The 26392-nt window shown below is 63.7% G+C and carries 25 protein-coding genes; 14 read left to right on the plus strand and 11 right to left on the minus strand.

Features of this window, described 5'->3' with window-relative positions; genetic code table 11:
* Positions 1-30 precede the first annotated feature (30 nt).
* Both C266_RS07570 and C266_RS07575 read right to left on the minus strand, forming a co-directional pair.
* Positions 31-1728 (minus strand): exonuclease domain-containing protein, encoded by a 1698-nt coding sequence (locus C266_RS07570; protein ID WP_246831155.1) that lies wholly within the window; start codon positions 1726-1728, stop codon positions 31-33.
* Between the two features lie 38 nt (positions 1729-1766).
* Positions 1767-2291 (minus strand): DUF2471 family protein, encoded by a 525-nt coding sequence (locus C266_RS07575; RefSeq protein ID WP_010808427.1) that lies wholly within the window; start codon positions 2289-2291, stop codon positions 1767-1769.
* A 146-nt stretch (positions 2292-2437) separates the two neighbouring features.
* On the opposite strand from C266_RS07575, the gene C266_RS07580 reads away from it, so the two are divergent.
* On the plus strand, positions 2438-3157 hold the full coding sequence (locus C266_RS07580; protein WP_010808428.1) for a glutathione S-transferase family protein: 720 nt from the start codon (positions 2438-2440) through the stop codon (positions 3155-3157).
* A gap of 48 nt (positions 3158-3205) precedes the next feature.
* Here C266_RS07580 and C266_RS07585 read toward each other — a convergent pair whose 3' ends face one another.
* Complete coding sequence (locus C266_RS07585; protein ID WP_036662041.1) at positions 3206-4384, minus strand: GGDEF domain-containing protein; 1179 nt, start codon at positions 4382-4384, stop codon at positions 3206-3208.
* A 119-nt stretch (positions 4385-4503) separates the two neighbouring features.
* On the opposite strand from C266_RS07585, the gene C266_RS07590 reads away from it, so the two are divergent.
* A complete protein-coding gene (locus C266_RS07590; RefSeq protein ID WP_010808430.1) occupies positions 4504-5055 on the plus strand; it encodes a DUF4019 domain-containing protein in 552 nt (183 codons plus the stop codon).
* Positions 5056-5081: 26 nt separating this feature from the next.
* Here the strand turns inward: C266_RS07590 and C266_RS07595 are convergent, their stop codons facing one another.
* On the minus strand, positions 5082-5810 hold the full coding sequence (locus C266_RS07595) for a GntR family transcriptional regulator (protein ID WP_081636210.1): 729 nt from the start codon (positions 5808-5810) through the stop codon (positions 5082-5084).
* A 348-nt stretch (positions 5811-6158) separates the two neighbouring features.
* On the minus strand, positions 6159-6371 hold the full coding sequence (locus C266_RS07600) for a hypothetical protein (RefSeq protein WP_144265743.1): 213 nt from the start codon (positions 6369-6371) through the stop codon (positions 6159-6161).
* Positions 6372-6584: 213 nt separating this feature from the next.
* Between C266_RS07600 and C266_RS07605 the strand changes: the two genes are divergently transcribed.
* On the plus strand, positions 6585-6893 hold the full coding sequence (locus C266_RS07605) for a DUF4148 domain-containing protein (RefSeq protein WP_010808433.1): 309 nt from the start codon (positions 6585-6587) through the stop codon (positions 6891-6893).
* 264 nt (positions 6894-7157) lie between these two features.
* Positions 7158-8153, plus strand: a complete 996-nt coding sequence (locus tag C266_RS07610) for an alpha/beta fold hydrolase (RefSeq protein WP_051126192.1) — start codon at positions 7158-7160, stop codon at positions 8151-8153.
* A 27-nt stretch (positions 8154-8180) separates the two neighbouring features.
* Here C266_RS07610 and C266_RS07615 read toward each other — a convergent pair whose 3' ends face one another.
* Positions 8181-8732, minus strand: coding sequence for a GNAT family N-acetyltransferase (locus C266_RS07615; RefSeq protein WP_010808435.1), 552 nt, complete (start codon positions 8730-8732; stop codon positions 8181-8183).
* A complete protein-coding gene (locus C266_RS07620) occupies positions 8732-9322 on the minus strand; it encodes a helix-turn-helix domain-containing protein (protein WP_010808436.1) in 591 nt (196 codons plus the stop codon). Before C266_RS07620 ends, C266_RS07615 begins: the two co-directional genes overlap by 1 nt.
* A gap of 89 nt (positions 9323-9411) precedes the next feature.
* Between C266_RS07620 and C266_RS07625 the strand changes: the two genes are divergently transcribed.
* From C266_RS07625 to C266_RS07650, 6 genes are all read left to right on the plus strand, one after another.
* Positions 9412-9915: a GNAT family N-acetyltransferase gene (locus tag C266_RS07625; RefSeq protein WP_036662101.1), complete on the plus strand. Its 504-nt coding sequence runs from the start codon at positions 9412-9414 to the stop codon at positions 9913-9915.
* 554 nt (positions 9916-10469) lie between these two features.
* Positions 10470-13454: a xanthine dehydrogenase family protein molybdopterin-binding subunit gene (locus C266_RS07630; protein ID WP_010808438.1), complete on the plus strand. Its 2985-nt coding sequence runs from the start codon at positions 10470-10472 to the stop codon at positions 13452-13454.
* On the plus strand, positions 13451-14137 hold the full coding sequence (locus C266_RS07635; protein ID WP_010808439.1) for a (2Fe-2S)-binding protein: 687 nt from the start codon (positions 13451-13453) through the stop codon (positions 14135-14137). Before C266_RS07630 ends, C266_RS07635 begins: the two co-directional genes overlap by 4 nt.
* Positions 14138-14324: 187 nt before the next feature.
* On the plus strand, positions 14325-15575 hold the full coding sequence (locus tag C266_RS07640; protein ID WP_144265752.1) for a cytochrome c: 1251 nt from the start codon (positions 14325-14327) through the stop codon (positions 15573-15575).
* Between the two features lie 46 nt (positions 15576-15621).
* On the plus strand, positions 15622-16305 hold the full coding sequence (locus tag C266_RS07645; RefSeq protein WP_010808441.1) for a YafY family protein: 684 nt from the start codon (positions 15622-15624) through the stop codon (positions 16303-16305).
* Positions 16306-16464: 159 nt separating this feature from the next.
* A complete protein-coding gene (locus C266_RS07650; RefSeq protein WP_010808442.1) occupies positions 16465-16839 on the plus strand; it encodes a VOC family protein in 375 nt (124 codons plus the stop codon).
* A gap of 64 nt (positions 16840-16903) precedes the next feature.
* Here the strand turns inward: C266_RS07650 and msrA are convergent, their stop codons facing one another.
* The 3 genes from msrA to msrB all read right to left on the minus strand — a co-directional run bounded on the left by msrA (position 16904) and on the right by msrB (position 20319).
* Positions 16904-17695 (minus strand): peptide-methionine (S)-S-oxide reductase MsrA, encoded by a 792-nt coding sequence (gene msrA, locus C266_RS07655; RefSeq protein WP_010808443.1) that lies wholly within the window; start codon positions 17693-17695, stop codon positions 16904-16906.
* Between the two features lie 116 nt (positions 17696-17811).
* A complete protein-coding gene (locus C266_RS07660; protein ID WP_010808444.1) occupies positions 17812-19674 on the minus strand; it encodes a cytochrome c biogenesis protein DipZ in 1863 nt (620 codons plus the stop codon).
* 123 nt (positions 19675-19797) lie between these two features.
* The gene (gene msrB, locus C266_RS07665; protein ID WP_010808445.1) at positions 19798-20319 is read right to left on the minus strand and encodes a peptide-methionine (R)-S-oxide reductase MsrB; all 522 of its coding nucleotides are present in this window, start codon (positions 20317-20319) and stop codon (positions 19798-19800) included.
* Positions 20320-20651: 332 nt separating this feature from the next.
* Between msrB and C266_RS07670 the strand changes: the two genes are divergently transcribed.
* Together C266_RS07670 and C266_RS07675 are read left to right on the plus strand one after the other, a co-directional pair.
* Positions 20652-21392, plus strand: a complete 741-nt coding sequence (locus tag C266_RS07670; RefSeq protein WP_010808446.1) for a response regulator transcription factor — start codon at positions 20652-20654, stop codon at positions 21390-21392.
* On the plus strand, positions 21389-22879 hold the full coding sequence (locus tag C266_RS07675; protein ID WP_036662045.1) for a HAMP domain-containing sensor histidine kinase: 1491 nt from the start codon (positions 21389-21391) through the stop codon (positions 22877-22879). Before C266_RS07670 ends, C266_RS07675 begins: the two co-directional genes overlap by 4 nt.
* On the opposite strand, the gene C266_RS07680 is transcribed toward C266_RS07675, so the two are convergent.
* On the minus strand, positions 22863-23963 hold the full coding sequence (locus C266_RS07680; protein ID WP_144265745.1) for a hypothetical protein: 1101 nt from the start codon (positions 23961-23963) through the stop codon (positions 22863-22865). The two genes, C266_RS07675 and C266_RS07680, sit on opposite strands and share 17 nt — an antisense overlap.
* A 335-nt stretch (positions 23964-24298) precedes the next feature.
* On the opposite strand from C266_RS07680, the gene groES reads away from it, so the two are divergent.
* Both groES and groL read left to right on the plus strand, forming a co-directional pair.
* Positions 24299-24589, plus strand: a complete 291-nt coding sequence (groES, locus tag C266_RS07685; protein ID WP_010808449.1) for a co-chaperone GroES — start codon at positions 24299-24301, stop codon at positions 24587-24589.
* Positions 24590-24639: 50 nt separating this feature from the next.
* Positions 24640-26286: a chaperonin GroEL gene (gene groL, locus C266_RS07690; RefSeq protein ID WP_010808450.1), complete on the plus strand. Its 1647-nt coding sequence runs from the start codon at positions 24640-24642 to the stop codon at positions 26284-26286.
* Positions 26287-26392 lie beyond the last annotated feature (106 nt).

A 26392-nucleotide genomic window follows, 5' to 3' on the forward strand; every position in this document is an offset into this window, starting at 1 on the left:
AATCGCGCTCACGCGAGCGCCTCCGCAGGCTTAATGCGCGTCGAACGGCAGACGAAATTGCGCCGGGTCTTCGGGACGCGGTTGGCGGCGGCGCAACAATGCGGCGCTGCGTTTCTTGGGGGCGCTTTCCGGCGGGGCGACCGGGCTCAGGCGAAACGCCGGACGGCTCAGTGGCAGAACGACCAGCGGCGCATGCTGGCGGCGTGCGGGTATCGGCACCGGCGCTTCGTCCGGCGACTGCGCTGTGGCGGTGTCGAGCGCGGCCGGATCGGTGCCTTGCCGGGAGGCGGCGAGACGCCGGCCCAGCAGACGATAGATGTCGGGATCGAAGCCCGTCACGGCGGGCATGCTGTCAACCAGAGCGTCCAATGCCTCACGCGACGCCACGCTGCCGAGATACTGCCAACGATCGATGACGTGGTATTCGACTTCGGTGGCGCGATTCCCTGCGCCATGCTCTTCAATGGCGATGGGGCCGTCGTAGGGCCAGGTGTCGAGTTGCAGCGTCGTGAGGGCTTCGCGAACCCGCTCGGTATGCACGGCGAGCGGCACGTCGCCGACGCACACGCCGTCACATCGTTTGACCTGATACCCGAAACATGGGCGCCCGGCCGCCATGTTCTCCAGCCCGAGTTGCGCGCAGCACAGACGATGTTCGTCGGCCAGCGCCCGCAGCGCACTCTGCGCGCTGACACGCGAGGAGAAGGTGCCATACAACGACTCGGCACTGGCGAAGTCGACTGCCTTTGCGCTCACGAGCTGCGGCGTATCGCTGGGCGCTGTGAGTTGCCAACTGTAGAGGTTCGACGCACGACGCAACAGACGGTTATGCACCGGCTGCAGTTGCTTAACCAATTGCGACTCAAGCAGCAATGCGCCAAGTTCCCCCAACGTTTGGCGTGCCTCCACGCGCCGGATTTCCTGCGAGATGCGCAGGTCCTTCGCGACTTGGTGATCGCTGGAAAAATGCGACCGCACGCGTGAGCGGATATCGACACTCTTGCCGACGTAAAGCAGTGTGTCGCCTTCGCCGTAGAAGAGATAAACGCCGGGACTGTCTGGCAGTGCGTCGATCGCTTCGTCCGGCAACTGCGGCGGTTGGCTCGATCGTTTGGTCACACGCTGCACCGCTTGTCCGATCAGATCGGGCGCGTAAATCGTGTGGAGTTTCTGCCAGAACTGCCAGAGCAGATCGGCGTCGGCGAGCGCGCGGTGGCGGCCCAGCGGAGAGAGGCCGAAGCGGGCAATCAGTGCATCGAGCCCGTGACGGGCCGCCGAGGGGAAGAGCAGACGCGACAGACGCACCGTGCAAAGCACGTCAGCCTGAAAGCCGATGCCGGCACGCCGGAACTCGTTCTTGAGAAAACCGTAGTCGAAGCGCGCATTGTGGGCGACGAACAGTTTGCCGTGCAGACGTTCCGCCAGCCCTTGGGCCAGCGTTTCGAACGACGGCTGGCCGCGCACCATCTCGTTGGTGATCCCCGTCAACTGCTGGATGAATGGCGGAATCGGTTCGGCCGGGTCGAGCAGCGTGCTCCACTGTTCAACGCCGTGCGGGCCGACTTCGACCACGCCGATCTCCGTGATGCGGTCTTCGAGCGCGTTGCCGCCGGTCGTCTCCAGATCGACGAAGACCATCGGCGCAGGCAGGGAGCGGGCGAGTACATCCGGGTCCGTGACCTCGGGGATGGCTTGCGCGTTGGCGTCCTCGACGGCGAATTCAGGCACTTCGTGAACCTCGTTGATCTTTGAATTTCCGGTGGCTGTCAGGCCGCACACGCCGGACCGTTCGAACCATGGGGCCGTGCTGCGATGGGCCGTGCCGATGGCTGCGCCGCGAACGATGCGGCATCGTCCAGGCCGTCATCGGCGAACGCGGCGGCGATGGCACGGAACACGGCGGGGGCCGGCGCATCCGGCCAGTGCAGATCGACGGGCGCATCGAGCGGCGGCAGTGCGCCGTCGCGGCGCAAGGCCTCGTCGCCGGGCAGGCGCAGCAGTCGCGCCAGAACCCACGGCTCATGGCGCGCGTGCAGCCCGATATCGGCCTCCGCTTCATCGGCAATGGCCACGAGCGTGCGCCAGTCCAGCGCCAGTGCCGGTGCGGTTTCGCTCAATTTGCCAGGGGCGTTCGACCTGCCCGAGCGTTCCGCCGCGAGAGCGGCGGGCGGCGACACTTCCGTGATGCTCTGGCCCTGTTGCGCATAACGCGCGGCGATTTCGCGCACGATACCGGCAAGGTCCCGCTCGGCGGCGCTCAGTGCCAGTTGATCCCAGTCGATGGTTTCCATATGACATTCCTCGATTGAGGAACATAATACTGTATAAAATCACAGTGCGCGAGTGAGGTAACCCTGTCCGATTACCGGGGTCGCCGTCATCGTCGCATGTAATACTCTGCGCCATTCCATTCCTATTGCGCAGGAGCCTGCCCTCGATGTTGACCCTGTACACCTTCGGCCCGGCATTCGGGCTGCCGGACGCCAGCCCGTTCGTGGTCAAAGCGGAAATGCTGCTCAAGCTCGCCGGGCTGCCGTATCAGACGAATCGCGGCGGCTTTCGGCGGGCACCTAAGGGAAAGCTGCCCTATATCGATGACAACGGCGAGATCGTGGCGGACTCGACGCTGATCCGGCTGCACATCGAACGCAAGTACGGGTTCGATTTCGACGCGGGTCTCACGCCTGAGCAACGAGGTGCCGCGTGGATGTTCGAGAAGGCGCTGGAGGATCACTTCTATTGGCACGTGGTGCAGGCGCGCTGGTGCGACGACGAGAACTTCGCCAAAGGTCCCGCGTCGTTCTTCAAGGCGATTCCCTGGCCGGTGCGTCCCCTCGCGCAGGCGTTCATCCGTCGCAAGGTCAGAAACACGTTGCACGGGCAGGGGACGGGGCGTTATACGCAGCAGGAGCAAGCCCAACTGCTCAAGCGCGGCACGCAGGCCGCGGCCCAATTGCTGGGCGACAAACCGTACTTTTTCGGGCCGGCGCCATGCGGTGCCGATGCAACGGCCTTCGGATTCATCGCAAGCGCCATGTCGCCGGACTTCCGGATGACATTGCGCGACGAGATCGAGAACCATCCGAATCTGAGCGCGTACGTGGCGCGCATGCGCCATGAGTTCTTCGGCGATGCAGGCGACGGCTCGCGCGCTTGAGCGGCGGCGGATGCGATGCGGCGATGCGGTGAGGCAGGCCGCGCCGACTCAGCCCGCCTCGGGCGCCGTCTCGTCGCTGGAGAGAACGTCGGAGAGCACGAGGTTGCGTCCGGAGATCTTCGCGGCATACAGGGCGCGGTCGGCCCGCATGCACAGCGCTTCGAGGCTTTCATGTGCGTGCCACGTCGCCACGCCGCCACTCAACGTGTAATGACACACGCCGAACGGGCCGGCCACCAGATGACGGCTCGCCTGTGTGCGCAGCCGCTCGGCAATGCGGATGGCGCCAGGCGTGTCCGTGCCCGGCAGCAACACCGCGAATTCCTCTCCGCCCAATCGCCCGAAGATGTCGCCCTCGCGCAGGACGTCACGCACGAGCTTCACGAATTCGCGCAGCACCGTGTCGCCGCCGGCGTGGCCGTGCGTGTCGTTGATCTGCTTGAAGTGATCGAGATCGATGACCACGATCGACAGCGGCAGACTGCGCGCCAGGGCGCGTGCCATTTCCTGACGCGCCAGCAGGTCGAAATGCTTGCGTGAGAGCGCGCCGGTCAGATAGTCGCGGTTGGCGGCCTCTTCGGCGGTCGCGAGCATGGCATCGTGAATCATCATGACCGCGCCCATCGTCATGGCGGGCATGACGATTGAGCCGATCGTGAGCATCGCGGCGTTGAATGCCGTCGGTGCGAACAGTTCCGGACCGGGGGCCGGCGTCAGGCCGAAGACCGCGCCGCGCACGGCATGTCCGATGGCGAACACCGTTGCAAGGCCCGCCGTCAGCCAATAGTTATAGGGATGGCGGCGCGGCGGGATGTGCCGTGCAATGAGCTGGGCGATGGCCAGCAGCATCGTCGTGTGATAGGCGGAGACGAAGATCACGCGCATTTGCGGATTGTCCGTGCCGTAGAACCAGAACAGGATCGCGGTGGCGAGAACACCCAGTGACGCGCCCAGCACGCGCCAATGCGTCGGCTGACCGAGAAAACGGGCACACCCGGCGTAGTAAGACAGCAGACCGCCGGCGAGGGCGATATTAGCAACGGGAATCGACAGGAAGTCGGGCACGACGCCGCGCAGGGCGAACAGCGGCAGGGCGATAAGTACCGCCACGTTGGCGAGGCACCATTCACGTATGCCTGCCACGCGCGAACGTAGAAGGGAACCCACGATCAGCAACATCATGAAGCTGAGCAGGGAGGTGATCGCGAGCAAAGACGTCGTCAACATGGCGATGACCAACGGGGGGGAACGAGCATGTGTTGTGCATTGTAATGTACGCGGCTGCGCGCGTTACACGCCAGTAGAATGAGCGGGTTAGTCTTTTTCGTTTCAAGGAGTTTGCGTCAATGTTGACGACCCAGTCTTTCGCGCCGCATCGTGCCCGCCGTTTCCGTCTGTTGCACATCCTGGCGTTGACCGCGAGTGTGGCCGGCAGCCTGAGTGCCCTGCCGGTGCAGGCGCAGCAGGAGCCAATGGAGCGCCGCAGGGCACAGCCGCCGCTTTTCTCGGTTCCTGCAAGCGGTGCGACCGCACCGGCGGCCGATATCAACCGCGACGTGCGCCCGGCGCTTGAAGCCGCCAACCTCTGGCTTGGACTCACGGATCTTAATCGTGGGCTGCAAAGCTGGGAGCAGGCCGCGCCGGCGTTCCAACGCGCCATCTCGGCCGAGGACTGGGCGCAAAGTCTGAGCACAGCGCGTTCGCCGCTGGGGAAGGTGAAGTCGCGCAAGACGAAGGACGCCGTATTTACGCGCACCATTCCGGGGCAGCCGGAAGGCGAGTATGTGGTGATTCAGTACGACACGGTCTTTGAGCGCAAGGCCGACGCCCATGAAATGGTGACGATGGTCTTGGGCATCGATAGCCGCTGGCGGGTAGCCGGCTATCTGGTGCGCTGAGGCGGCGAGTGCCCGCAGGCGCTTCTTCAGCGCGGCAGGGCGGGCTCGACGATGTCCATCGTCGTCTCGACATGGGCTCGCGCGATCTGCGCTGCCCGTTCGTCGTCATGGGCTCGCAGGGCGGCGAGCAATTCACGGTGCTGGGCGTTGGTGGCGCTCAGTTGTTCGTCGGAGAACATGACGGGGATGCGCAACGCCCAGTAATAGAACTGCGTCCGATCGTGAAACTGCGCCAGCACGATGTTATCGGCTGCCTTCACGATCAGATCGTGAAATTCCGTGTTCAGGCGATTGAGGGCCAGACGCGGTAAATGACCACCCGGCTCCATCTGATCGATGAGCGCGGCCAGGGCGTCGCAGGCTTCGGGCGTGATTTTGCGCGCGGCGAGTCGCGCCGTTTCGGCCTCGATGGCCGCACGACTCTCGAAGATCGCGTGCACTTGCAGGTGGTCGACCCCCTGAACTTCCCAGCCACGATTGCGGGCGATGAAGCCCTCGCCTTGCAAGATGAGCAAGGCCTCACGCACGGGGGTACGTCCAACGCCAAGCCGCTGAATCAGATCGTCTTCGATGAGGCGCTGCCCCGGCCTGAGTTCCGAGGTAAGAATCATGCTGCGGATCCGGGTCCGCACTTCTCCAGTAATCAGGTTGCTGGGCGCTTTCATCTGATGCATGTCTTCCATTGAGCGGCGCGCGCGCCGTGTACTTCGGCGAGATGCCGCAGCCGTGCCTGGCATCTCGGGCACGGGCCGCATTCAGCGGGCACCCCCACGCCGCAGCGGATTTTACCGAGTTTCTTTCCGCGCCTTCAAAACCATTCTGGGAGCGTCAATGTTGTGGCACTCATGCGTGGGATGCATCAATGACATCAGATTTCGCGCAATTCTTTCGGCTTCCGAAGCGAGTGCTTGCTTATACGTACGTTTGAAGTGCGTGAAAAAAGTACCATAACGCCCACCGCAGCGGCGTTCGCGCTTACTCACATGTCATGCGGGCACTCGAGGCCTTAGCGTTGCGGGTACCGAAACATGCGTCGTGGAAAGCTTGGGAGAGTTAATGAAGATATGAAGCAGTGGACCTTAATAACCACTTCAATGAAATGGTTATTGGCCGGCGTCGAGTTTCTTTTCGACACACCAGATGTCGCGTTCGCCGGTGAGCCTGAGTCGCCAGCGCTTGGCCGGTAGCTGCGCACCCGCGACCGTTCGGTACGGCGCAACATCTAGTATCAGCGAGCCGTCGGCGAAAGACTGATATTGCCCGACGCTGCCCGCCCCATCGCTGAATTCCAGAACCACATCATCTGTCGAGGCCATCGGCCCGTCGTGTGCCGTCAATCGTGCGCCGGGATGGAGATGGGTGTGATGCACGTGAAATCGCATTCGCCCCCCCTTCACGTCCAATTATTTCTAAATAAGAAATTATTGATTATAAATATTCGTGTTTATTGTCAAATTGCGCATCAATAGACTGTAACTGTCGACGATGAGTTAAGCATCGCCCCCCTTCAATAAGACAGGAGAAAGACCATGAAGCGCACTCTTATTACCTCTGCCCTGATTTCAGCCATGCTGGCCGTGTCGGCCGGTTCGGCCTTTGCCAGCGATGCTTTCGATGGCCCGTCGGAATTCTCGTGGGTGCCCCAAACCAGCGCGCTCACCCGCGCCCAGGTGCGTGAGGACTTGATCCAGGCGCAGAAGGCAGGTCTCGTGGTTCAACACGATACCGTCTATCCGAAGGCGACGCCCAGCGCACAACCGGCAGCGCCGGCAGCATCGGTGGTGGCTGGCTCGGTCGGCGGCCTGCAACGTGCCGGCACGACCTACTTCGGTAACTAAGTCTCACACGGCACGCGCGGCAGCCCCGGATATTCAGGGTGCCGCAGCGCCCCGGGCGGGCTTTTTGCGTGGCGTTCGCGTATGCGGGCCGCGTGGCACAATCCCATTCTGCTTTGTGCCACTTCGCGTGCTACGGCGCGCCTCTCTTTCATGACGTCATCGCTTAGCCAACGCATGCACCGCGTGTCGCATCGAGCCGCTGCGACGCTGCACGCAGGTGCTCTGGCCCGTCTCACCTGCCTCGTGTTTCTGAGCGCTGCCCTGATGGTCGCGCCTGTGCGCGCCGCCGACACAGTATCGGAAACCGCCCAGAGCAACGCCGGTCCGGCCTATGGCCCCGAGTTGCAGGGCTTCGACTATCCATATCCGGTCAATCGATTCGACTTCACCTCGCAGCGTTTGCCGCTGCATATGGCGTATCTCGACGTGAAACCTGCGCAGGCCAACGGGCGAACCGTTGTGCTGTTGCACGGCAAGAACTTTTGCGCCGCCACGTGGCAAGAGACCATCGATACCCTGGCCGGGGCGGGCTATCGTGTGATCGCCCCGGATCAGATCGGATTCTGCAAGTCGAGCAAACCGGCGCAATATCAGTACAGCTTCCAGCAACTCGCGAACAATACGCATGCGCTACTGGCTTCGCTCGGTATCAAGACGGCGACCATCGTGGGACACTCGACGGGCGGGATGCTGGCCGCGCGCTATGCGCTGATGTATCCCGGCGAGACGCAACAACTCGTGCTCGTCAATCCGATCGGTCTTGAAGACTGGAAGGCGTTGGGCGTGCCGTCGAAGACCGTGGACGAGTGGTACGACCGTGAGCTGCGCACGACTGCGGCGGGCATTCGCCGTTATGAGCAGGCGACGTACTACGCCGGTCAATGGAGCGATCGTTACGAGCCGTGGGTGCAGATGCTGGCCGGGATGTATCGAGGCCAGGGCAAACGCATCGTTGCGTGGAACTCGGCGCTGCTCTACGACATGATCTACATGCAGCCGGTGGTGTACGAGTTGGGACAGATTCGCGTGCCGACGCTGCTGCTCATCGGTGACAAAGACACCACGGCCATCGGCAAGGACTTTTCGCCACCGGAAGTGCAGGCGCGTCTCGGGCACTACCCCGTGCTCGCCAGGGCGACACAGGCGGCAATTCCCGGCGCTACGCTCGTGGCGTTCCCCGAACTGGGCCACGCGCCGCAGATGCAGGACCCCACGACGTTCCACAAAGCGTTGCTAAGCGGTCTGACGGCGCTGCATTAATAGATCGCAGGCCGTTCCGGCGACGCGTCAGAGGTGCTTGTAATAGAACGTTGTGGCACAGAACGCGCCGTCGGGCATGAGTGCGAATTTCGGCACGTCGCCCGCGCGTTGCCAGCCGCTACGCTGGTAAAGCCGTTCGGCGTCGCCGCCCGTCACGGTGTCGAGCACCAGCACGTCACGGCCTTCATCGCGTGCGACATCGTCGATGGCTGCCATCAACTGCTGTGCCACCCCCTGACGCCGTGCGGCGCGATGGACGAGCATCTTTGCGACATCTGCGCGATGCGGCTGGTTCTCGGGCAGGTCGAGAATCAGTTGCACCGTGCCGACGATCTCGCCATCGCCCGCCGCGCCGGGGGGGCAACGGCGAGCAACGAGTAACGCGCGTTCGCCACGCGCCACGCCGTCGGCCACCTTGCGCCAGAACGCTGCGGCGCGCTCGCGCGTGAGCGGCAGCATGAAGCTCACCGACGCGCCGCCTTCCACGCAATCGATCAGCACGTCGGCGAGTGCGTCGATGGCCGCAAGCGCTTGCGTGCCGTCAAGTCGTTGCAGGGCAATGGACGACGAAGCAGACATCACGATGTTCTCCTTGCCGCGACAAACGGCAGCGTCACGAGTCCGACGAGATAACGTGCGGTCACTGACGCAGGGTTATGAAAACCGATCGGTTGATCGAGCCGCATTGCGAGACAATCGCCCGTATCGAGCCGCCACGTGGCGGTGCCCAGGGTGATTTCGATGGTGCCGTCGATCACCCAGATTTGTTGCCAGACTTCGTTGTCTCGCGTGCCGGTGTCATAGGCGACCCGCTCCCCGGCCGGGAACTGCACCTCGACGAATTGCAGTGGTGAAGGTTGTGCCGGCGAAAGATTGCGTCTTACGTAGCCCGAGTCGGGGTCCGTCCACACTGGCTGGTCGGCGCGGCGAGCCAGAGGTGAAGGCGGTGCGTCGTCCCGCGCGTGCCCGTCGAACAACGAGGCGAGCGTGACATCGAGCGCGGTGGCAAGCTTGTCGAGCACGTTGGCCGTCGGGCTGGTCTGCGCGCGCTCGATGAGCGAGATGCTCGAGCGGCTCACCCCGCTGCGCTCTGCGAGTGTGTCGAGGGAATAGCCCCGCTCGCTGCGCAGATCGCGCACACGGCGGGCGATGCGTTCGTTGATATCCATGCTATCCATTTTACTGGAAATATATTTCTAGTAAAATGGATGGCATTGTTCATGCCGCCATTCACGGCTTTTGCTTGCGGAACCCCCAAATGACCTCCTCGCTCATTGTTCGCGACGCCGCCGACGCCGATCTCATCGCCATTCGCGACATCTACAACGACGCCGTCGAGTACACGACCGCCATCTGGAACGAGGGGCTGGTCGACGTCGACAATCGACGCGAGTGGTTGGCGGCGCGTGTGGCGCGAGGGTTTCCCGTGATCGTGGCCGAGTGCGGCGGCAAGGTTGCGGGGTACGCGTCGTTCGGTGACTGGCGCGCCTTCGATGGCTATCGCCATACCGTCGAGCATTCGATTTATGTGGACAAGCACTCGCGCGGCGGCGGCATTGGCGAAACGCTGATGCGCGAACTCATCGAACGCGCGCGCGCGCTCGGCATTCACGTGATGATCGCGAGCATCGAAGCGCAGAATGCGCCGTCGATTCGTCTGCACGAAAAACTCGGCTTCCGCATGGTCGGCACGTTCAACGAAGTCGGGACGAAATTCGGCCGCTGGCTCGACCTCACGTGCATGGAATTGCGTATCGAATGAACGTGTGAAAACACGCGCCGCACAATAAATCCGATGCCGCTATGTCTCGTGAGATATAGCGGCATTTCTCATCGGGCATAGGCAACATCACGCCGTTCGAATATCGCCCGCGCTTGCTCGCTGCGTAGTGCGCCATGCGTGACATGTTGCGCACGTTCTCACGCAGTGCGGCATGACCAACCTTGTCATTCCTGGAGTCGACGTGTAGCCTTGGCACGTCCGATGTCACTCATGAAGCGTGTTCGTATAGAACTTCACGAGCGCATCACGGCAGGTGAATGTCACGCATTGTGAACATGCATCGTGGGTCGACGGCGTGAAGTCCGACGACGCGGCCCCGTGAGCGTTGCAGTGCTGTTTTGCGGTTCGCGAGCTTTGTGATCGTGATTCATCCCCCCCAAAACAAGACGGACGGAACGCTTATGCCGCGCCTGCCAAGAAAACACTGTCCACCTGCGGCTGTGTCGAGCGATGACGCTCGTCCTGATGCCGCTGCCGAATTCCCTCCGATTTCCCGACCCTCGCAGAGTCCCGATGCCGCGCCTGGCTTGGCCATGTCGCGTCGCGGGTTTCTCAAGGCTTCGGTCGTTGCGGGCATTTCGGTGTACATCGCACCGTTGGGCAGCCGCGCGTTCGCTGCGCTGTTCGAGGACAAGAACCTCACGCCTGTCGCGTGGGACGCCGCGAAGGGACAAGCCAAATTCCGCATCGATGGCACTGCCAAAGTCACCGGCGCCAAGATCTTCGCGCGCGACGTGCGTTCGCGCGACATGCCGGGGTGGCCTGCGCAGCAAGCGCACGCTTTTATCCTGCGCACGACGCTCGCCGACCGTCCATACCTCGGCTTCGATCTCTCGCGTCTGGACGACGGCCTGCAACCGGATCGAGTGGTGAGCGCCGACGATCTCGCGCGCGACGGTGTGGCTTTCCCCGAGTTCTACGGCGAGGACATGTTGCTGCCGGCCGGCAAGACACCTGCCTATCTCGGGCATGCGGTGGCGATCCTGATTTATCGGGACTTTGCGCGTTTTCGTTTCGCCAAGGACAAGCTCAAGTTCCACAACGAGATCATTCGCTACGGCGACGTGACCGGCCCGCTCGAGCGCGATCCGTGGGGTAGTTTCCGTTACGTGCGCGTCGGGGGCAAAACGGCGTACGACGATGACGTCTATTCAAGTCTGAAGGACGCGCCGATCTTCCCGAGCATGATGCGCAAGCATTTGCCCGTCTGGCCCGACGGCAACGACCACGGCAAGCTCGATGAGCAAGGCATGGCCTATGCGGGCAAGATCGGCGAGTCGCTCACGCACCCGCCCGCGAACTGGCTGGTGATGTCGCGCGAGTACCGCACGCAGTCAGTCGACACGGCGGCGCTCGAGCCCGATAACGCCAACTGCTGGTACGACGCGGCCACGCAGACGTTGCACATGGTGGTGCCCACGCAATCGCCATCGGAAGTTGCCGAGAACGCGGCAGCGATGGCAGCCAAGGGCCATTTCCCGGTCAAGCGCCTGATCGTCTACCCGTGCTACACGGTAGGCTACGGCTCGAAGGACCACTACAACATGCCGTTCTACGGTCTGGCCGCCGCGTTGTACGGCGATGGCTTGCCCGTGCGGCTGGCCAACGATCGCTACGAACAGTTCCAGACGTCGCTCAAGCGGCACGCGTTCACCATGCGTTATCGCATCGGCGTCGACAAGGAAAGTGGCTTGCTTCAAGCGTTCGCTGCCGATATGGAATGCAACGGCGGCGGGCGAATGAACTTCTCGCCCTCTGTGGCGATGGTCGGGGCAACGGCGGCGCAATCGATCTACTACTTCCCGCAGAGCGATCTGGCGAGCGTGGCGATTGCCTCGCGTGCGATCGACGCAGGCTCGGCGCGCGGTTACGGTACGTTGCAGTCGATGGCCGCCACCGAAATGATGATCGACGAGATGGCGGCGCAACTCGGTGTCGACGCAATCGACTTTCGTCTCAAGAACGCGCTGCGCTCGGGCATGAAGAACACGCAGGGCGCCATTCCGGCAGGGGCCGTGCGGGTGGACGAAGTGCTCGCCCGCGCCAAGGCGCACCCGCTGTGGACGCAGCGGGACAAGAAGAAGGCAGAGTACGAAGCCGCGCATCCGGGGCGTCGCTACGGTGTGGGGTTTGCCTGCGTGCAAAAGGACTTCGGCACTGGCGCCGAGACCTCGTTCGCGCGGGTGGAGATCGACGAGACTGGCAAGATCTCGTTGCGTCACACAGCGGCCGAGATCGGCACGGGCACCTCGACATCGCAGGCGGTTGCCGTGGCAAAGTGGCTCGGCATGCCCGCGACGGATGTGCACATCGCGATCACCGACTGGCCGGAACTGCCGGTCGTGACGAGCGGTGATCCGTATCTGATGTCGCAGGCCGATCAGGACAAGCTCGCCGCCAATCCGCGATGGTCGCCGGGGTATGCGTCGCCATCGAGCGCGACGAACTCCGCTTTCTATTTCACGCACAGCACGCGCGAGGCCGCACGGTTGTTGTTCCTGCAAGGACTGTGGCCGGCGGCGCTCTCGATCTGGCGTCGCGGACTCGGCGGCGGCCAGGCGGCACCGCTCGTGGTGCGTGCGGAAGACGCGCGCTGGGTCGAGGGCAAGCTCTCGGCCGCAGGACTCGAAGCGCTGCCGTTACCCATGCTCGCCAAGACTGCACACGAACTGGGACTGGTGACGGGCGCGACGGTGCATGTTTTCAATCGCTGGCAGTGGGCCGAAGCCGATTGGGATCTGGGCGACGGTGTGACGCAGCGCCTGCCCGTCGACGGCATTGCGCTGCGCTTCGGCAAGGGCGGCACGAACGCTGCCCCTGCCGCACCAACGCCGCTCACACCAACGCCCGCAGCCAAGGCGGCCCATCGCAGCAGCGGCAACGCACAGGCGAAATCGGGGGCCGCGGCATCATCGGCCGACGCCGCAGCGGGCAAGGGCGCAAAAGGCGCACCGTCACTCAATGCGGGAAGCGCGGGCATGCAGGTTGCGGCGCCGACACCGGGCACCGGTTACCGCACGATCGACCGCAAGCGCGTGTATTACCCGCCGGTGCAGCGTAACAACGCTGCGGTGACCTACTACAGCGCCGTGGGCACGCTCGTCGAATTGTCGGTGCATGAGGCAAGCGGCAAGGTCGAGTTGCTCACGCACCATTCCATCATGGAATGCGGCAACCAGATTTCGCCGCAACTCGTCTCGGGCCAATTGCAGGGTGGTCTCGCGATGGGCATAGGCCATGCATTGCATGAGTATTTGCCGCTGTATGAAGACGGTCCGGGCAACGGTACGTGGAATTTCAACCGTTATCACTTGCCGCGCGCGGTCGACGTCGCGGTGTGGACGCAAACGGGAGAGGTGTTGCCGCCGATTTCCGAGACCGATGTGCCCAAGGGCATCGCTGAAGTGGTGATGATCCCCGTGGTGGGTGCGATTGTGAACGGCCTCGCACATGCGATTGGCCATCGATTTACGGATTTGCCGGTGACGCCGGAGAAGATCCAGGAGGTACTGGCATGACAGACGTTTCGAGCGCACCGCTGGCCGCGTCGGACGCCACGGCGACGACGGGGGCGGTACAAGATGTGAGCGGCGCGAGCGCTGCATCGGCCCCGGCGCCCGCGAGCGCACCGGCAGCACCGGCGAACGGCAAAAAGCCGTGGGAAACACTGCCTGTGACCGTGAAGGTCAACGGCATATCGCACGGGCCGATGGACGTGCCGGCGGGCCTGATGATGATCGACTTCCTGCACGAGACCCTTGGCCTGACGGGCTCGCGTCTGGGGTGCGGACAGGGCATCTGTCACGCATGCGTGGTGATCGTCGATCATGCCGACGGCAGCAGCGAGACGGTACGCACCTGCATTACCGGGGCGAACTATTTCGACGGCAAGACCGTGCGCACCGTGGAGGGTCATGCGGTGCCCGGCACCGACGGCAAGCTCACGCTCGCACCGATTCAACAGGCGTTTCTCGATCACTTCAGCTTTCAGTGCGGCTACTGCACGCCGGGCTTCGTGAACGCGGCGACGGTGCTCATCGAGGGACTCAAGCGTAATCCGGTCGCCCGCGCGGATCTCGAAGCCGCGATCACGGCGGGGCTCAACGATCAGATCTGCCGTTGTACGGGCTACGTGCGCTACTACGAAGCCGTGCGCGACGTCGTTCTCCGCACGCCCGGATGCATCAAGGATGCCAAATGAAGGACGCGAAATGAAGGGATATGCCATGCGCCTGAATCGCGTCACCCGATGGAGTGCACGTGCGGCATGCGTTGCCGTTGTGCTGCTGAGTGCCGCCTGCAACGACTCGACAGCGCCCAAGCCTCCCGAGCCCGCACAGCCGCCAAGACCGAAGACGTCGATGGTACCGTCGCTGGTCACGAGCGCGATGGCCGCAGATGCCCCGAGCGCTACGGCATCCGCGGCCAGTGGTGCGTCGGCGTCTGCGCCGTCAGCGTCAACAGCACCAACGGCACCAACGGCATCGCCTGCACCGGCGGTGAACGCCTCGTCCGAACTGATCACCCGGGGCAAGTATCTGGCGCGTGCGGCCGATTGTGCGGCCTGTCATACGAGTGCGGACGGGGCGCCGTTTGCCGGGGGCGTGCCGCTCAAGTCGCCGTTCGGCACGTTCTACGGCACGAACATCACGCCGGACAAGACGAACGGCATCGGTGGCTGGACGGCCGACGATTTTTACCGCGCCCTGCACGACGGCGTTGCCCCGGATAAGGCGCTGTACCCGGCCATGCCGTACACATCCTATCGTCAGATGACCCGTGCGGACAGCGACGCCATCTACGCGTACCTGATGTCGGTGAAGCCGGCCGCCGTGCCCAACCGCAAGCACGACCTCTCGTTTCCGTACAACATGCGTTTCGGCATGCGCGTGTGGGGCTGGATGTTCCTGAAGGACACGCTGCCCGACGCCTCGAAGGGGCAGTCGGCGGACTGGCTGCGTGGACGCTATCTCGCCAACGCCCTGGGCCACTGCGCGGAATGTCACACGCCGCGCGGCACGTTCGGGCAGCTCGACAAGGCCAAGCCGCTCGGCGGCGCGGCGCTCGCGCGCATTGCCGCGCCCGATCTGACGCCCGAGGCGCTGGCTGCGCGCGGCTGGACGGTGAAGGATCTGCAAACGTTCTTCGGCACGGGCATTGCCCCGCAAGGGTCGGCGTTCGGCGAGATGTATCCGGTAGTGCACCTGAGCACGCAATACCTCACGCCTGACGATCTGCGCTCGCTATCGACGTACCTGCTCGGCGACGCAGCACCTGCACCGAAGCCGTTGCCCGACAAGCCCGACACGAGCAAGCTGATGGCCGGCCGCAATCTGTATCTGGCTGTCTGTGCGGGATGTCACGCGGCCGATGGCACGGGCAAGCCGCATGTCGCGGTGTCGATGCTGGGCAATTCGACGGTGCGTCAGAAAGATCCGCGCAATCTGATCGTCGCGATCCTCGACGGCATCGAGCCGCAGAAATTCCCGGGGCTGGAGGCCATGCAGGACATGCCGGGGTTCGACAAGCGTCTCACCGACGCGCAGATCGCCGAGTTGAGCAACTACCTGCGCGTAGCCTATGGCGGGCAGGCGGGCGACGTGAATTCCGAGATCGTCAAGCAACTGCGTCAGAAGTAATCCGATGCGTCACCCCGCGGGACGGCATGGCGCATAATGACGCGCCATGTCCCGCACACAACGTCTCTTCTCTCTGATGCAGTTGCTGCGCCGTCACCGCTACCCCGTGGCGGGCGCGGCGCTGGCCGACTCGCTTGGCGTGAGCCTGCGCACGCTCTACCGGGACATTGCCGTATTGCAGGCGCAGGGTGCGCACATCGAAGGCGCGCCGGGGCTGGGCTATGTGCTCAAGCCGGGTTTCCTGCTGCCGCCGCTGATGTTCTCGGAAGAAGAGATCGAGGCGATCGTGCTGGGTTCGCGCTGGGTGGCCAAGCGTACCGACGGGGCGCTGGCCGACGCCGCGACGAACGCGTTGGCCAAGATCGCGGCGGTGCTGCCGTCGGATCTGCGCGCATCGCTCGAGGCGTCGACGCTGCTCATTGGTCCGGGCGATCCGTTGCCCCCCATGATCGTCGATCTGACCGTCATTCGTGAGGCCATTCGTGCCGAGCGCAAACTCCACTTGTCCTACCGGGATGAAGCGGGTCATATGTCCGAGCGCGTCATCTGGCCGTTCGCGCTCGGCTTCTTCGACCGGGTGCGCATGATCGTCGCGTGGTGTGAGTTGCGCAACGGTTTCCGTCACTTCCGCGCGGATCGCATCGAAGCCATGACCGTGACCGAAACGCGCTACCCGCGCGGGCGGCGAGCGTTACTCAAGACGTGGCGAGAAACGACCGGCCGGCAATGACAGCCGCCAGTCTTCGCGGCGTTTCGAATCGACGTTCGACTACTGACAAAATCTGACAGTATCCCTTCGTACGATGGCATTCATGACAGCGCACGGCAGCACCGGCACCACGGGGCTGACGGGGCGGCAGTCATTCATCACTATCGACAGGAGCTAGTCATGCTGCATCCGAACATGGTCAATCTGTATGTTGCGAGTCCCCCGGAGAGTGCGGCGTTTTACGCCGATCTGTTCGACCTGGAGCCGATCGAAGCGTCGCCCGGATATGCGCTGTTCGAATTTCCCTCGGGACTGAAGCTGGGGCTGTGGGCGCGTTTTGCCTTGGTGCCGACGGCGATCGCCCCGCCAGGTGGCAGCGAACTCGTGATACCGGCGGCGTCCGACGCACACGTGGATGCCACCTGGGAAGACTGGCGCGCCCGGGGCATCACTATCGTGCAGGCCCCGACGACGATGAACTTCGGCCGCACGTTCGTGGCATCCGACCCCGATGGCCACCGGTTGCGCGTGTACAAGCTCGCCGAGAATCGCTGATGACATGTCGCTAGGGCGAGCCGGGCGTGTGAACGCACGCCTGCCGCCCTTGCCGCAGCGGCGATTATTTTGTGGCTGCCTTCACGAGCACTGGGGTGTCGCGATACAGCGAGGGGAACAGTCGTTTGAGGTCGTTCACCTTCGGCAGATCGTTGATGACGATGTACGGATACGTTGGATGTTCGGTCAGGAAGTCCTGATGATAGGTCTCGGCGGCAAAGAACCCCGTGTACTTCTCTACCCTCGTCGCGATGGGCTTGCTGTAGGCGTGCGAGGTGTCGAGTTGAGCGATATACGCGTTGGCGACATTGCGCTGCGCATCGTTCATCGGGAACACGGCCGAGCGATACTGCGTGCCACTGTCGGGCCCCTGACGGTTCAGCTCGGTCGGATTGTGCGCCACGGAGAAGTAGATCTGCAGTAACTTCCCGTAGGAGATCTGCTGCGGATCGAACGTCACTTCCACCGATTCGGCATGGCCCGTCGAGCCGCTACTGACGGTTTCGTAATCGGCGGTCTTTGCCGTACCGCCCGCGTAGCCGGACACGGCCTTTGTCACGCCCTTCACGTGCTGGAACACGCCTTGCACTCCCCAGAAGCAACCGCCGGCAAACACCGCCTTTTCGGTGTGCGCGCCGGTGGTGGGCTCATCGAGTTTCGGCGCGGGGATGACCACGGCCGCTTCGGCACCGCCGAACGCGTAAGCGCCGACTTGCCAGACGAGTACCCCGGCGGCGGCTGCGGCGGCACCGACCAGCACGCGCCGGGCTCGCGAGACGAGCGACGTGCGGCGTGGCGATTGGCCTGAAGTTTCGTCGCGGGCTTGCGACGGGGAAAGCGGATCGAATTGGGTCATTTGAAAACTCCCGGCGTCAACGGACGCCTCGGTGGCAATGTCATTGGTAATGCAGATTCTGTACTGGTTCATGCGCGCCGGCGTCAGGTCGTGTGATCTGTCTGACGTATTCGTACTCAACCGAACGTGAAGGCGTAGGCAGATACCCCCGGATCGAGAAACTCGATGGTGAACGTCCGGTCGCGCACATCGCCCGACTGACGCACCAATTGGTAAAGGCGTTGCGACGTCACCGTGCCGGTGCCATCGGCAGCGACGTCGGTGCCGTGGGCATCGCCGGGGGCTTCACCGTCAAGCGTCACGCGAAAGCGCACGGGTTTGCCGCTGGCGTCCGGGCCGAGCACGAGGTGCAGGTCACGGGCGTGGAATCGGTAGACGATGCGCGCACCCGCCTCGCTTGCGGTGGCCTGCTCCGGCCCGACGCGCCAGCGACCGGCCAGTCCCCAGTGGTTGAGCGACGGCATCGACGGCGCACGATAGTCATTGGCCTGATCGCGCACGGTACCGCCAGGGGAAGCAAAGTGATCGGCGCGCTCGTAGCCGACATAGGTTTCCGGCGAACCGACGTCGCGCATGTCGGCGGCCTGCTGGATGCCGTTGGCTTGCACGTCGGTAATGCCGCCTGTGACCTGCCTGGCTCCCGCTTCGCGCAACAGTTGCTGGATCACGCGCTCCGATTCGGCGTAATTGCCTTCGCCAAAGTGGTGGTAGCGCACGCGGCCCTGTGCGTCGATGAAATAGTGCGCCGGCCAATACTGATTGTTGAAGCCGCGCCAGATGGCGTAGTTGTTGTCGATAGCGACGGGGTAGTCAACGCCCAGATCGTGCACGGCCTTCTTCACGTTGCCGATATCGCGTTCGAACGCGAACTCGGGCGCATGCACGCCGATGACAACGAGGCCCTGATCGCGATACTTCTGTGCCCAAGCCTTCACATATGGCAGCGTACGCAGGCAGTTGATGCACGAGTACGTCCAGAAGTCGACGAGCACGACCTTGCCGCGCAGGGCTTGTGCTGTGAGCGGCGGCGAGTTCAGCCATTGCACGGCGCCGTCGAGCGAGGGCAACTGGCCTTCGACCGGCAGCGGGGCGGGCGCATCGACGGCGGCGCGCATCATTGCGCTGCCGGTGGCCGTCATGGCAGAGCCACCGGTGTTGGTGCCAGCGCCGGCATTGGCCTGATTTGCCGCCGGGGCGTTTTGTGCGGGGGCGTTGGCATTGGCATCGTCGTTCCGGCGTGCACCCAACTGTTCCACGAGCTTTTGCTCGATGCCGCCCGTCGATGCTGTCGAAATCCGCGCAAGCACGCCGGTGTCGAGGCCGAACGCGATCGCGGCAACCCCCGCGAGCATCAGTGCACCGAGCCCGCGGCGAATCCATTCGCCTGCGCCGAGCGAGCGCTTCATGGCGGAGAACACGCGTCCGCCGACGAGCAGTGCCAGTGCGAGCGACGTAGCTGCGCCTGCGGCATAGGCGACCAGCAGCAGTGTCGTGCCGACGCTCGCGCCTTGCAACGCCGCGCCCGTGAGCACCAAGCCGAGGATCGGGCCGGCACACGGCGCCCAGAGCAGGCCGGTGGCAATGCCGAGCAGGAACGATGCACCGGGGCGCGGGCCGGTAGCCGAGCCGACGGCGGCGCCGTCGCCTTGCGCGGACTGCGACAGACGGTCGCCCAGCGACACGAGCGGATGCGTGAGCCGTTCGGCGAGCTTCGGAAAGAGCAGCGTCGCACCGAAGAGTGCCACCAGCGCGAGCGCGAGCCAGCGGCCATACTGGTTCGCCTGCACGACCCAACTGCCGCCCACAGCCGCGAGCGTGGCGACCAGCGCGAACATCAGCACCATGCCGGCGAGCATGGGCAGCACGCTGCGGGCGAAAGACTGGCCCGCACGCGAGAAGACGAAGGGCAGCACTGGCAGAATGCACGGGCTGACGATGGTCAGAATCCCGCCGAGGTAGGCGAGGATGAGCAGGGTCATGAAGCGCTCCTGACGCAACACTCGAATGCCGGGCGTTGCGCCTTTGATGGGTTGGCGGTGATCGGATCTGGCGACCGGGCGGGATAGCCTCTTTCTCAGCGTGTCGGCCAGGGGGATCGGTGCTCAGGCGGCCTGCGGACTGAACGTCATCGCAAGGCCGTTCATGCAGTAGCGCAGACCGGTCGGCTTCGGACCATCGTCGAACACGTGGCCCAGATGGCCGCCGCAGCGCCGGCAATGCACTTCGGTGCGCACCATGCCGAAAGTCGTGTCGGTGCGTGTGCCCACGGCATGTTCAAGCGGCGTCCAGAAGCTCGGCCAGCCGGTGTGGCTATCGAACTTCGTGCGCGATGAGAAGAGCGGCAGCGTACAACCGGCGCACGAGAACGTGCCGGCACGGTGTTCGTCGTTAAGCGGGCTCGAATAGGGGCGCTCGGTCCCCTCCTGACGCAGGATTTCGTACTGTCCGGGCGTCAGGCGCTTGCGCCACTCGGCATCGCTGTAGGCCACCTCGAAGTGCTCGGGGGCGCTGGTACGGGGGGCGTCGCCGGCCAGCGCAGGACGCATGAGCCGTGGCACCAGCCCGGCAGCGATGGCCGCCGCTGCTGCGGTAGCACTCAGCAGGAACACACGGCGCGATGGCATCGGGCCGGTGCTCGCGACACCCGCGCGGCGCGGCGGCGATAGCTCGGTTGGGGTGCGTGGATCGTTTTCGGACAAACTCATGACATCCTCCGGTCAGTAGGCCGATCCGGGGCGGGGCTGGCCCCCTGCCGTCACGGGTTGAGGGGAGCGGGACGGCGCCAGCAGGGCACAGCAGGGATCCGCGCCGGATCGATGACTGAAGCGTAGTGCGCCAGCGATGCCAAAGTCCTCACGTAAAATTAAACAATTCGTGATACCTCGCGGTGCGCGAACTGCGCACAATGGGGGCTTGAAGACCCACTTTCGCCACTTGCCTGGGAGTTGCCCCCGCGATGGAATCGCCGCGCCGTGTTTTGCTCGTCGAGGACGACGTGCATATCGCCGACCTGCTTACGCTGCATTTGCGCGACGAGCGATTCGAAGTCGTGCATTGCGCCGATGGCGACGAAGGCCTGCGCCGGTTGTCTGAAGGCGGCTGGGATGCCCTGATCCTCGATCTGATGCTGCCGGGCGTGGACGGGCTGGAAATCTGCCGCCGGGCGCGGGAAATGACCCGCTACACGCCAATCATCATCACGAGTGCGCGCTCCAGTGAGGTCCACCGCATTCTCGGGCTGGAGCTGGGCGCGGACGACTATCTGGCCAAGCCGTTTTCCGTGTTGGAATTGGTGGCGCGGGTCAAGGCGCTCATGCGGCGGGTGGATGCGCTGGCCCGCAACGCACGCATGGAGGCAGGGAGTCTGGCGATGGCGGGGCTGTTCATCGATCCGATCGCCCGCGAGGCGTCGCTCAGCGGCAAGCGGCTCGATCTCACGCCGCGTGAGTTCGATCTCCTGTATTTCTTCGCCCGTCAGCCCGGCAAGGTGTTCTCGCGCATGGACCTGCTCAATGCGGTGTGGGGCTATCAGCACGAGGGGTACGAGCACACCGTCAATACGCACATCAATCGACTGCGCGCCAAGATCGAAGCGGACCCGGCGCAGCCGACACGCATTCTCACGGTCTGGGGGCGGGGTTACAAGTTCGCGACCGACGCGCCGGACGGTCAGAGTGCCGACGCAGGAGCCGCATGATGCGCCGCTGGAATCTCACACTCACCCAGCGCCTGTCGCTAGTCTTCGCCGCACTGCTGCTGGTGTGCTGCGGTACGTCGGCCTGGATGCAGGTGCGCGCCAACCGCATGCATGAAGCCGAGGTGATTCAAGGGCTCTCGCGCGGGCTTGCGGAGCACATTGCCGCCAACGCGCAACTGATGGATTCGAACGGCATGAAGCCCGATGCCGTGCGGCGTCTGTTCGGCCAGTTGATGGTCGTGAATCCGAGTGTCGAGGTCTATCTGCTCGACATGCAAGGGCGCATCACCGGTCACGCCGCACCCGAAGGCCATTTGCGGCGCATGCAGGTCGATCTGGCGCCCGTGCACCGGCTGCTCGATGGCGAGGCGTTGCCGATTTACGGCGATGATCCGCGTAACACCGATGTGCGCAAGGTATTCAGCGCCGCGCCGCTACGTGTGGACGGTCGGGAGGTCGGGTACGTGTACGTTGTGCTGCTGGGCGAAGCGCACGACCGATTCGCCGAGCGAGGGGCGACGAGCGTCGCGCTCAATACCGCGTTGTGGTCTATCGGACTGGTGGCTGCGCTGTGTCTGATCGCCGGTTTGGCGGCGTTCGCGCTCATCACCCGGCCGTTGCGGCGCTTGACGGATTCGGTACGCGAGTTCGATATCGACGCGGCCCCGATGCCGCTGCCTGCGGTATCGGCCGACGAGTTGGCGTCGCAGCAGGCGCGTCCGAGCGACGAGATCGTGGTGTTGGAGCGCGCTTTCCGGCAGATGGTCGAGCGATTGGGGGCGCAATGGCGCACGCTCACGCGTCAGGATCAGGAGCGGCGTGAACTCATCGCCAACATCTCGCACGACTTGCGCACGCCGCTGTCGTCGCTGCATGGATATCTGGAAACGTTGTCGCTCAAGGACGCCACGCTGACACCGGCCGAGCGGCGGCGCTATCTGGGCATTGCGCTCGATCAGAGCCGCAAGGTCGGTGCGCTGGCGCAGTCGTTGTTCGAACTGGCGCGTCTCGAACATGGTTTCGTGCAGCCCGAGGCCGAGCCGTTCTCTGTCACGGATCTGATACAGGACGTCTTCCAGAAATTCGAGCTGAGCGCCGAGTCGCGCGGCGTGGCGCTGCGTGCACAACTCGCACCGCAAATTCCCGTCGCCTGTGCCGATCTTGGGCTGATCGAGCGAGTCTTCACGAACCTGCTCGACAACGCGCTGCGCTACACGCCGTCAGGGGGGGAGATCACGGTGGCGGTGGCCCCCGTCGGCACGGAAATCGAGGTGCAGGTGAGCGATACCGGACCGGGCATTCCCGAGAGTGCGCGAGAAGGTCTCTTCGAGCGGCCGTTCACGGTGGGAGGCGCCCGCCGCGAGGGCGGGCTGGGCTTGCGTATCGTGCACCGCATTCTGCAACTGCACGGCCGGCGCATTACGTTGGTGGACGCTGCCGGTCACGCAGGGCAGGGCGCCACGTTCCGCTTCACTTTGCCGACGTGATCCTGTTGTCTGCCGATGCGCTCGGCACGGCGTCGAAATAGGTCAGCTTGCGCACGAAGACATTGGCGAACGGGTCGATCTTTTCGACCTTTTCGCCGGGGGCGGCAGGTGAGGTGATGACTACGCGCACGATATTGCCGTGGCTGTCGTACTTGTAGTGATACTCGGACACATGACGCTCGCCGGTGGCGGCGTCGGTGCGGGTGACACGCGTCAACTCGTGGCGAGGTGAGTATTCCGAAACCTCGTTGTCCCATGCCAGCGGGAGCCATTGCCCGTCGATGAAGGCCGCCGCGCCGTTGTCGCGCACGATGCGGCCGCCGTCGGGCTTGCGCTCCACGCTCGCAAAGGTGCGGTAGGAGACGACCTTCGGCGCGGGGCGTGCCTTGCCGTCTGCGGTGACCACCTGACGTGCCTCGTTGGGCGCTTCCCACTGGCGCGAGAGCGCGAAGCATTCGTCGTCGAACAGGCGCGCTTGCAGGCTGCCTGCGCGGCGATGGTGTGCGCCGTTCGCCGCATCGACGATGCGACGGGTCCATTCCAGTTGACCGTCGCTTTCCTGATGCACCTGTTCTTTCCATGTCCCGCGTCGTGAGGCGCCGCGCACGATCCAGGCATCGGCACTCTGCCAATCGACCGGAGCGCCGTCGATACTGTGCAGCCGCCCGTCGGTGTCGTACGTATATCGACCTCGGTCGGTGCTCGAGAGCAGATGACCTTGCGCGTCGAACTCCATGACGAAGCGATTGCCGTTGTCGAGTGGGCCGACTTTACCGGTGTTGCGGTCATAACTGGCGATAAAGCGCGTTTCCTCGATACGGCGGACACCGGCGGGAATCCCCCCGAAGTTGCGCATCAGATCGTCTTCCTCGCGCAGGGAGGTCTGTACGCACCACGGCAACGGGACGGTGGCCTGGGGCGCCTCGGCGGCCGTCTGAGGATTCTGGGGCGGGGGTGTCGGTGTATTGGCTGCCGGGAGACTCACCACTGGGGCGGTGCCCGGCGGAGGGCCAGCGCAACCGGCCAGCGCTGCGGCCAGCGTGACGAGTGCGAGTGCACTACGGGCAGGACATCGGGAAAGCACGGAACGGACAGTTCGGACAGATAAAGCTGACGTCATCGCAGGTAATTGCCGGAGAAATTTCTTCCCCGATTGTACCGGCTCCGTGTGACGTGTCTGCCGCAAGGCCTGGAATAGGGCTTCTCGGGGCTTTTTTATGCCCGTTCCAGGGACTCGGGTTCAGGGAAATGGCAAAAGAGTTTGCGTTAGGGAAAACCCCGCGTCTTGAAATCGTAAAACCCCGTCCCTATAATTAGCACTCGTTGGCGCAGAGTGCTAACGCCATGAATTCACCCAATATGCAAATGATTGCATATTTAGTTTTGACGATCTCACACTGAGAGAAAGAGGAGCTTGTAATGAACCTTCGTCCCTTGCATGACCGCGTTATTGTCAAGCGCCTGGACAACGAAACGAAGACCGCATCGGGCATCGTGATCCCTGACGCCGCTGCTGAAAAGCCGGATCAGGGCGAGATCCTGGCGGTTGGCCCGGGCAAGCGCGATGATCAAGGCAAGTTGATCGCACTCGACGTGAAAGTGGGCGACCGTGTTCTGTTCGGCAAGTACGCCGGCCAGGCCGTCAAGGTCGATGGCCAGGAACTGCTGGTCATGCGCGAAGAAGACATCATGGCCGTCGTGGCCGCCTAAGTCTGTCTGCCCCCAGACATCTTACGTAAAGTATTCAAGGAGTTATTGCAATGGCAGCTAAAGAAGTCGTTTTCGGCGATGCCGCTCGTGCCAAGATGGTCGAGGGTGTCAACATCCTCGCCAATGCCGTCAAGGTGACCCTGGGCCCGAAGGGCCGTAACGTCGTGCTCGAGCGCAGCTTCGGCGGCCCGACCGTGACCAAGGACGGTGTGTCGGTCGCCAAGGAAATCGAACTCAAGGACAAGCTCCAGAACATGGGCGCGCAAATGGTCAAGGAAGTGGCTTCCAAGACCAGCGACAACGCCGGTGACGGTACCACCACCGCAACGGTGCTCGCCCAGTCGATCGTGCGCGAAGGCATGAAGTTCGTGGCCTCGGGCATGAACCCGATGGACCTGAAGCGCGGTATCGACAAGGCCGTTGCTGCCGCCATCGAAGAACTGCGCAAGATCAGCAAGCCCTGCACGACCAACAAGGAAATCGCACAAGTCGGCTCGATCTCGGCCAACAGCGACACCTCGATTGGTGACTACATCGCCAAGGCGATGGACAAGGTCGGCAAGGAAGGCGTGATCACCGTCGAAGACGGCAAGTCGCTGCAAGACGAGCTGGACGTCGTCGAAGGTATGCAGTTCGACCGCGGCTACCTCTCGCCGTACTTCATCAACACCCCGGAAAAGCAAGTCGCGATCCTGGAGAACCCGTTTGTCCTGCTGTTCGACAAGAAGGTCTCGAACATCCGTGATCTGCTGCCGGTGCTCGAGCAAGTCGCCAAGGCTGGCCGTCCGCTGCTGATCATCGCGGAAGACGTCGAGGGCGAAGCCCTGGCAACGCTGGTGGTGAACAACATCCGTGGCATTCTGAAGACCTGCGCCGTCAAGGCTCCGGGCTTCGGTGACCGCCGCAAGGCCATGCTGGAAGACATCGCCATCCTGACGGGCGGCCAAGTCATCGCCGAAGAAATCGGTCTGACGCTGGAAAAGGCCACGCTCAACGAGCTGGGTCAAGCCAAGCGTATCGAAATCGGCAAGGAAAACACCATCATCATCGACGGTGCCGGTGAAGCCGCAAACATCGAAGGGCGCGTCAAGCAAATCCGTGCTCAGATCGAAGAAGCTTCGAGCGACTACGACCGTGAAAAGCTGCAAGAGCGCGTGGCCAAGCTGGCCGGCGGTGTTGCCGTGATCAAGGTCGGCGCTGCGACCGAAGTCGAAATGAAGGAAAAGAAGGCTCGCGTGGAAGATGCACTGCACGCTACCCGCGCTGCCGTGGAAGAAGGCATTGTCCCCGGCGGTGGTGTTGCACTGCTGCGCGCTCGCGTGGCCGTGGCCGACATCAAGGGCGCCAACGCTGACCAGGACGCCGGTATCAAGATCGTTCTGCGCGCCATGGAAGAGCCGCTGCGCCAGATCGTCGCCAACGGCGGCGAAGAAGCCAGCGTCGTTGTGGCCAACGTAATTGCCGGCAAGGGCAACTACGGCTACAACGCATCGACCGGCGAGTACGGCGATCTGGTGGAAATGGGCGTTGTCGACCCGACGAAGGTCACCCGCACCGCACTGCAAAACGCCGCTTCGGTGTCGGGCCTGCTGCTCACGACCGACTGCGCCGTTGCCGAACTGCCGAAGGAAGATGCTCCGATGGCTGGCGGCATGGGTGACATGGGCGGTATGGGCGGCATGGGCATGGGCATGTAAGTCTCGCAAGAGACTGCATGACGGGGGGGCGCAAGGCACCCCGAATGCCGGGTCGCCGGGCTTCGCCACAGAATCTTCGATTCCGCGGTTGAAGCCCGCACCAAAC

Source organism: Pandoraea sp. SD6-2 (genome assembly GCF_000389825.1).
Taxonomy (GTDB): domain Bacteria; phylum Pseudomonadota; class Gammaproteobacteria; order Burkholderiales; family Burkholderiaceae; genus Pandoraea; species Pandoraea communis.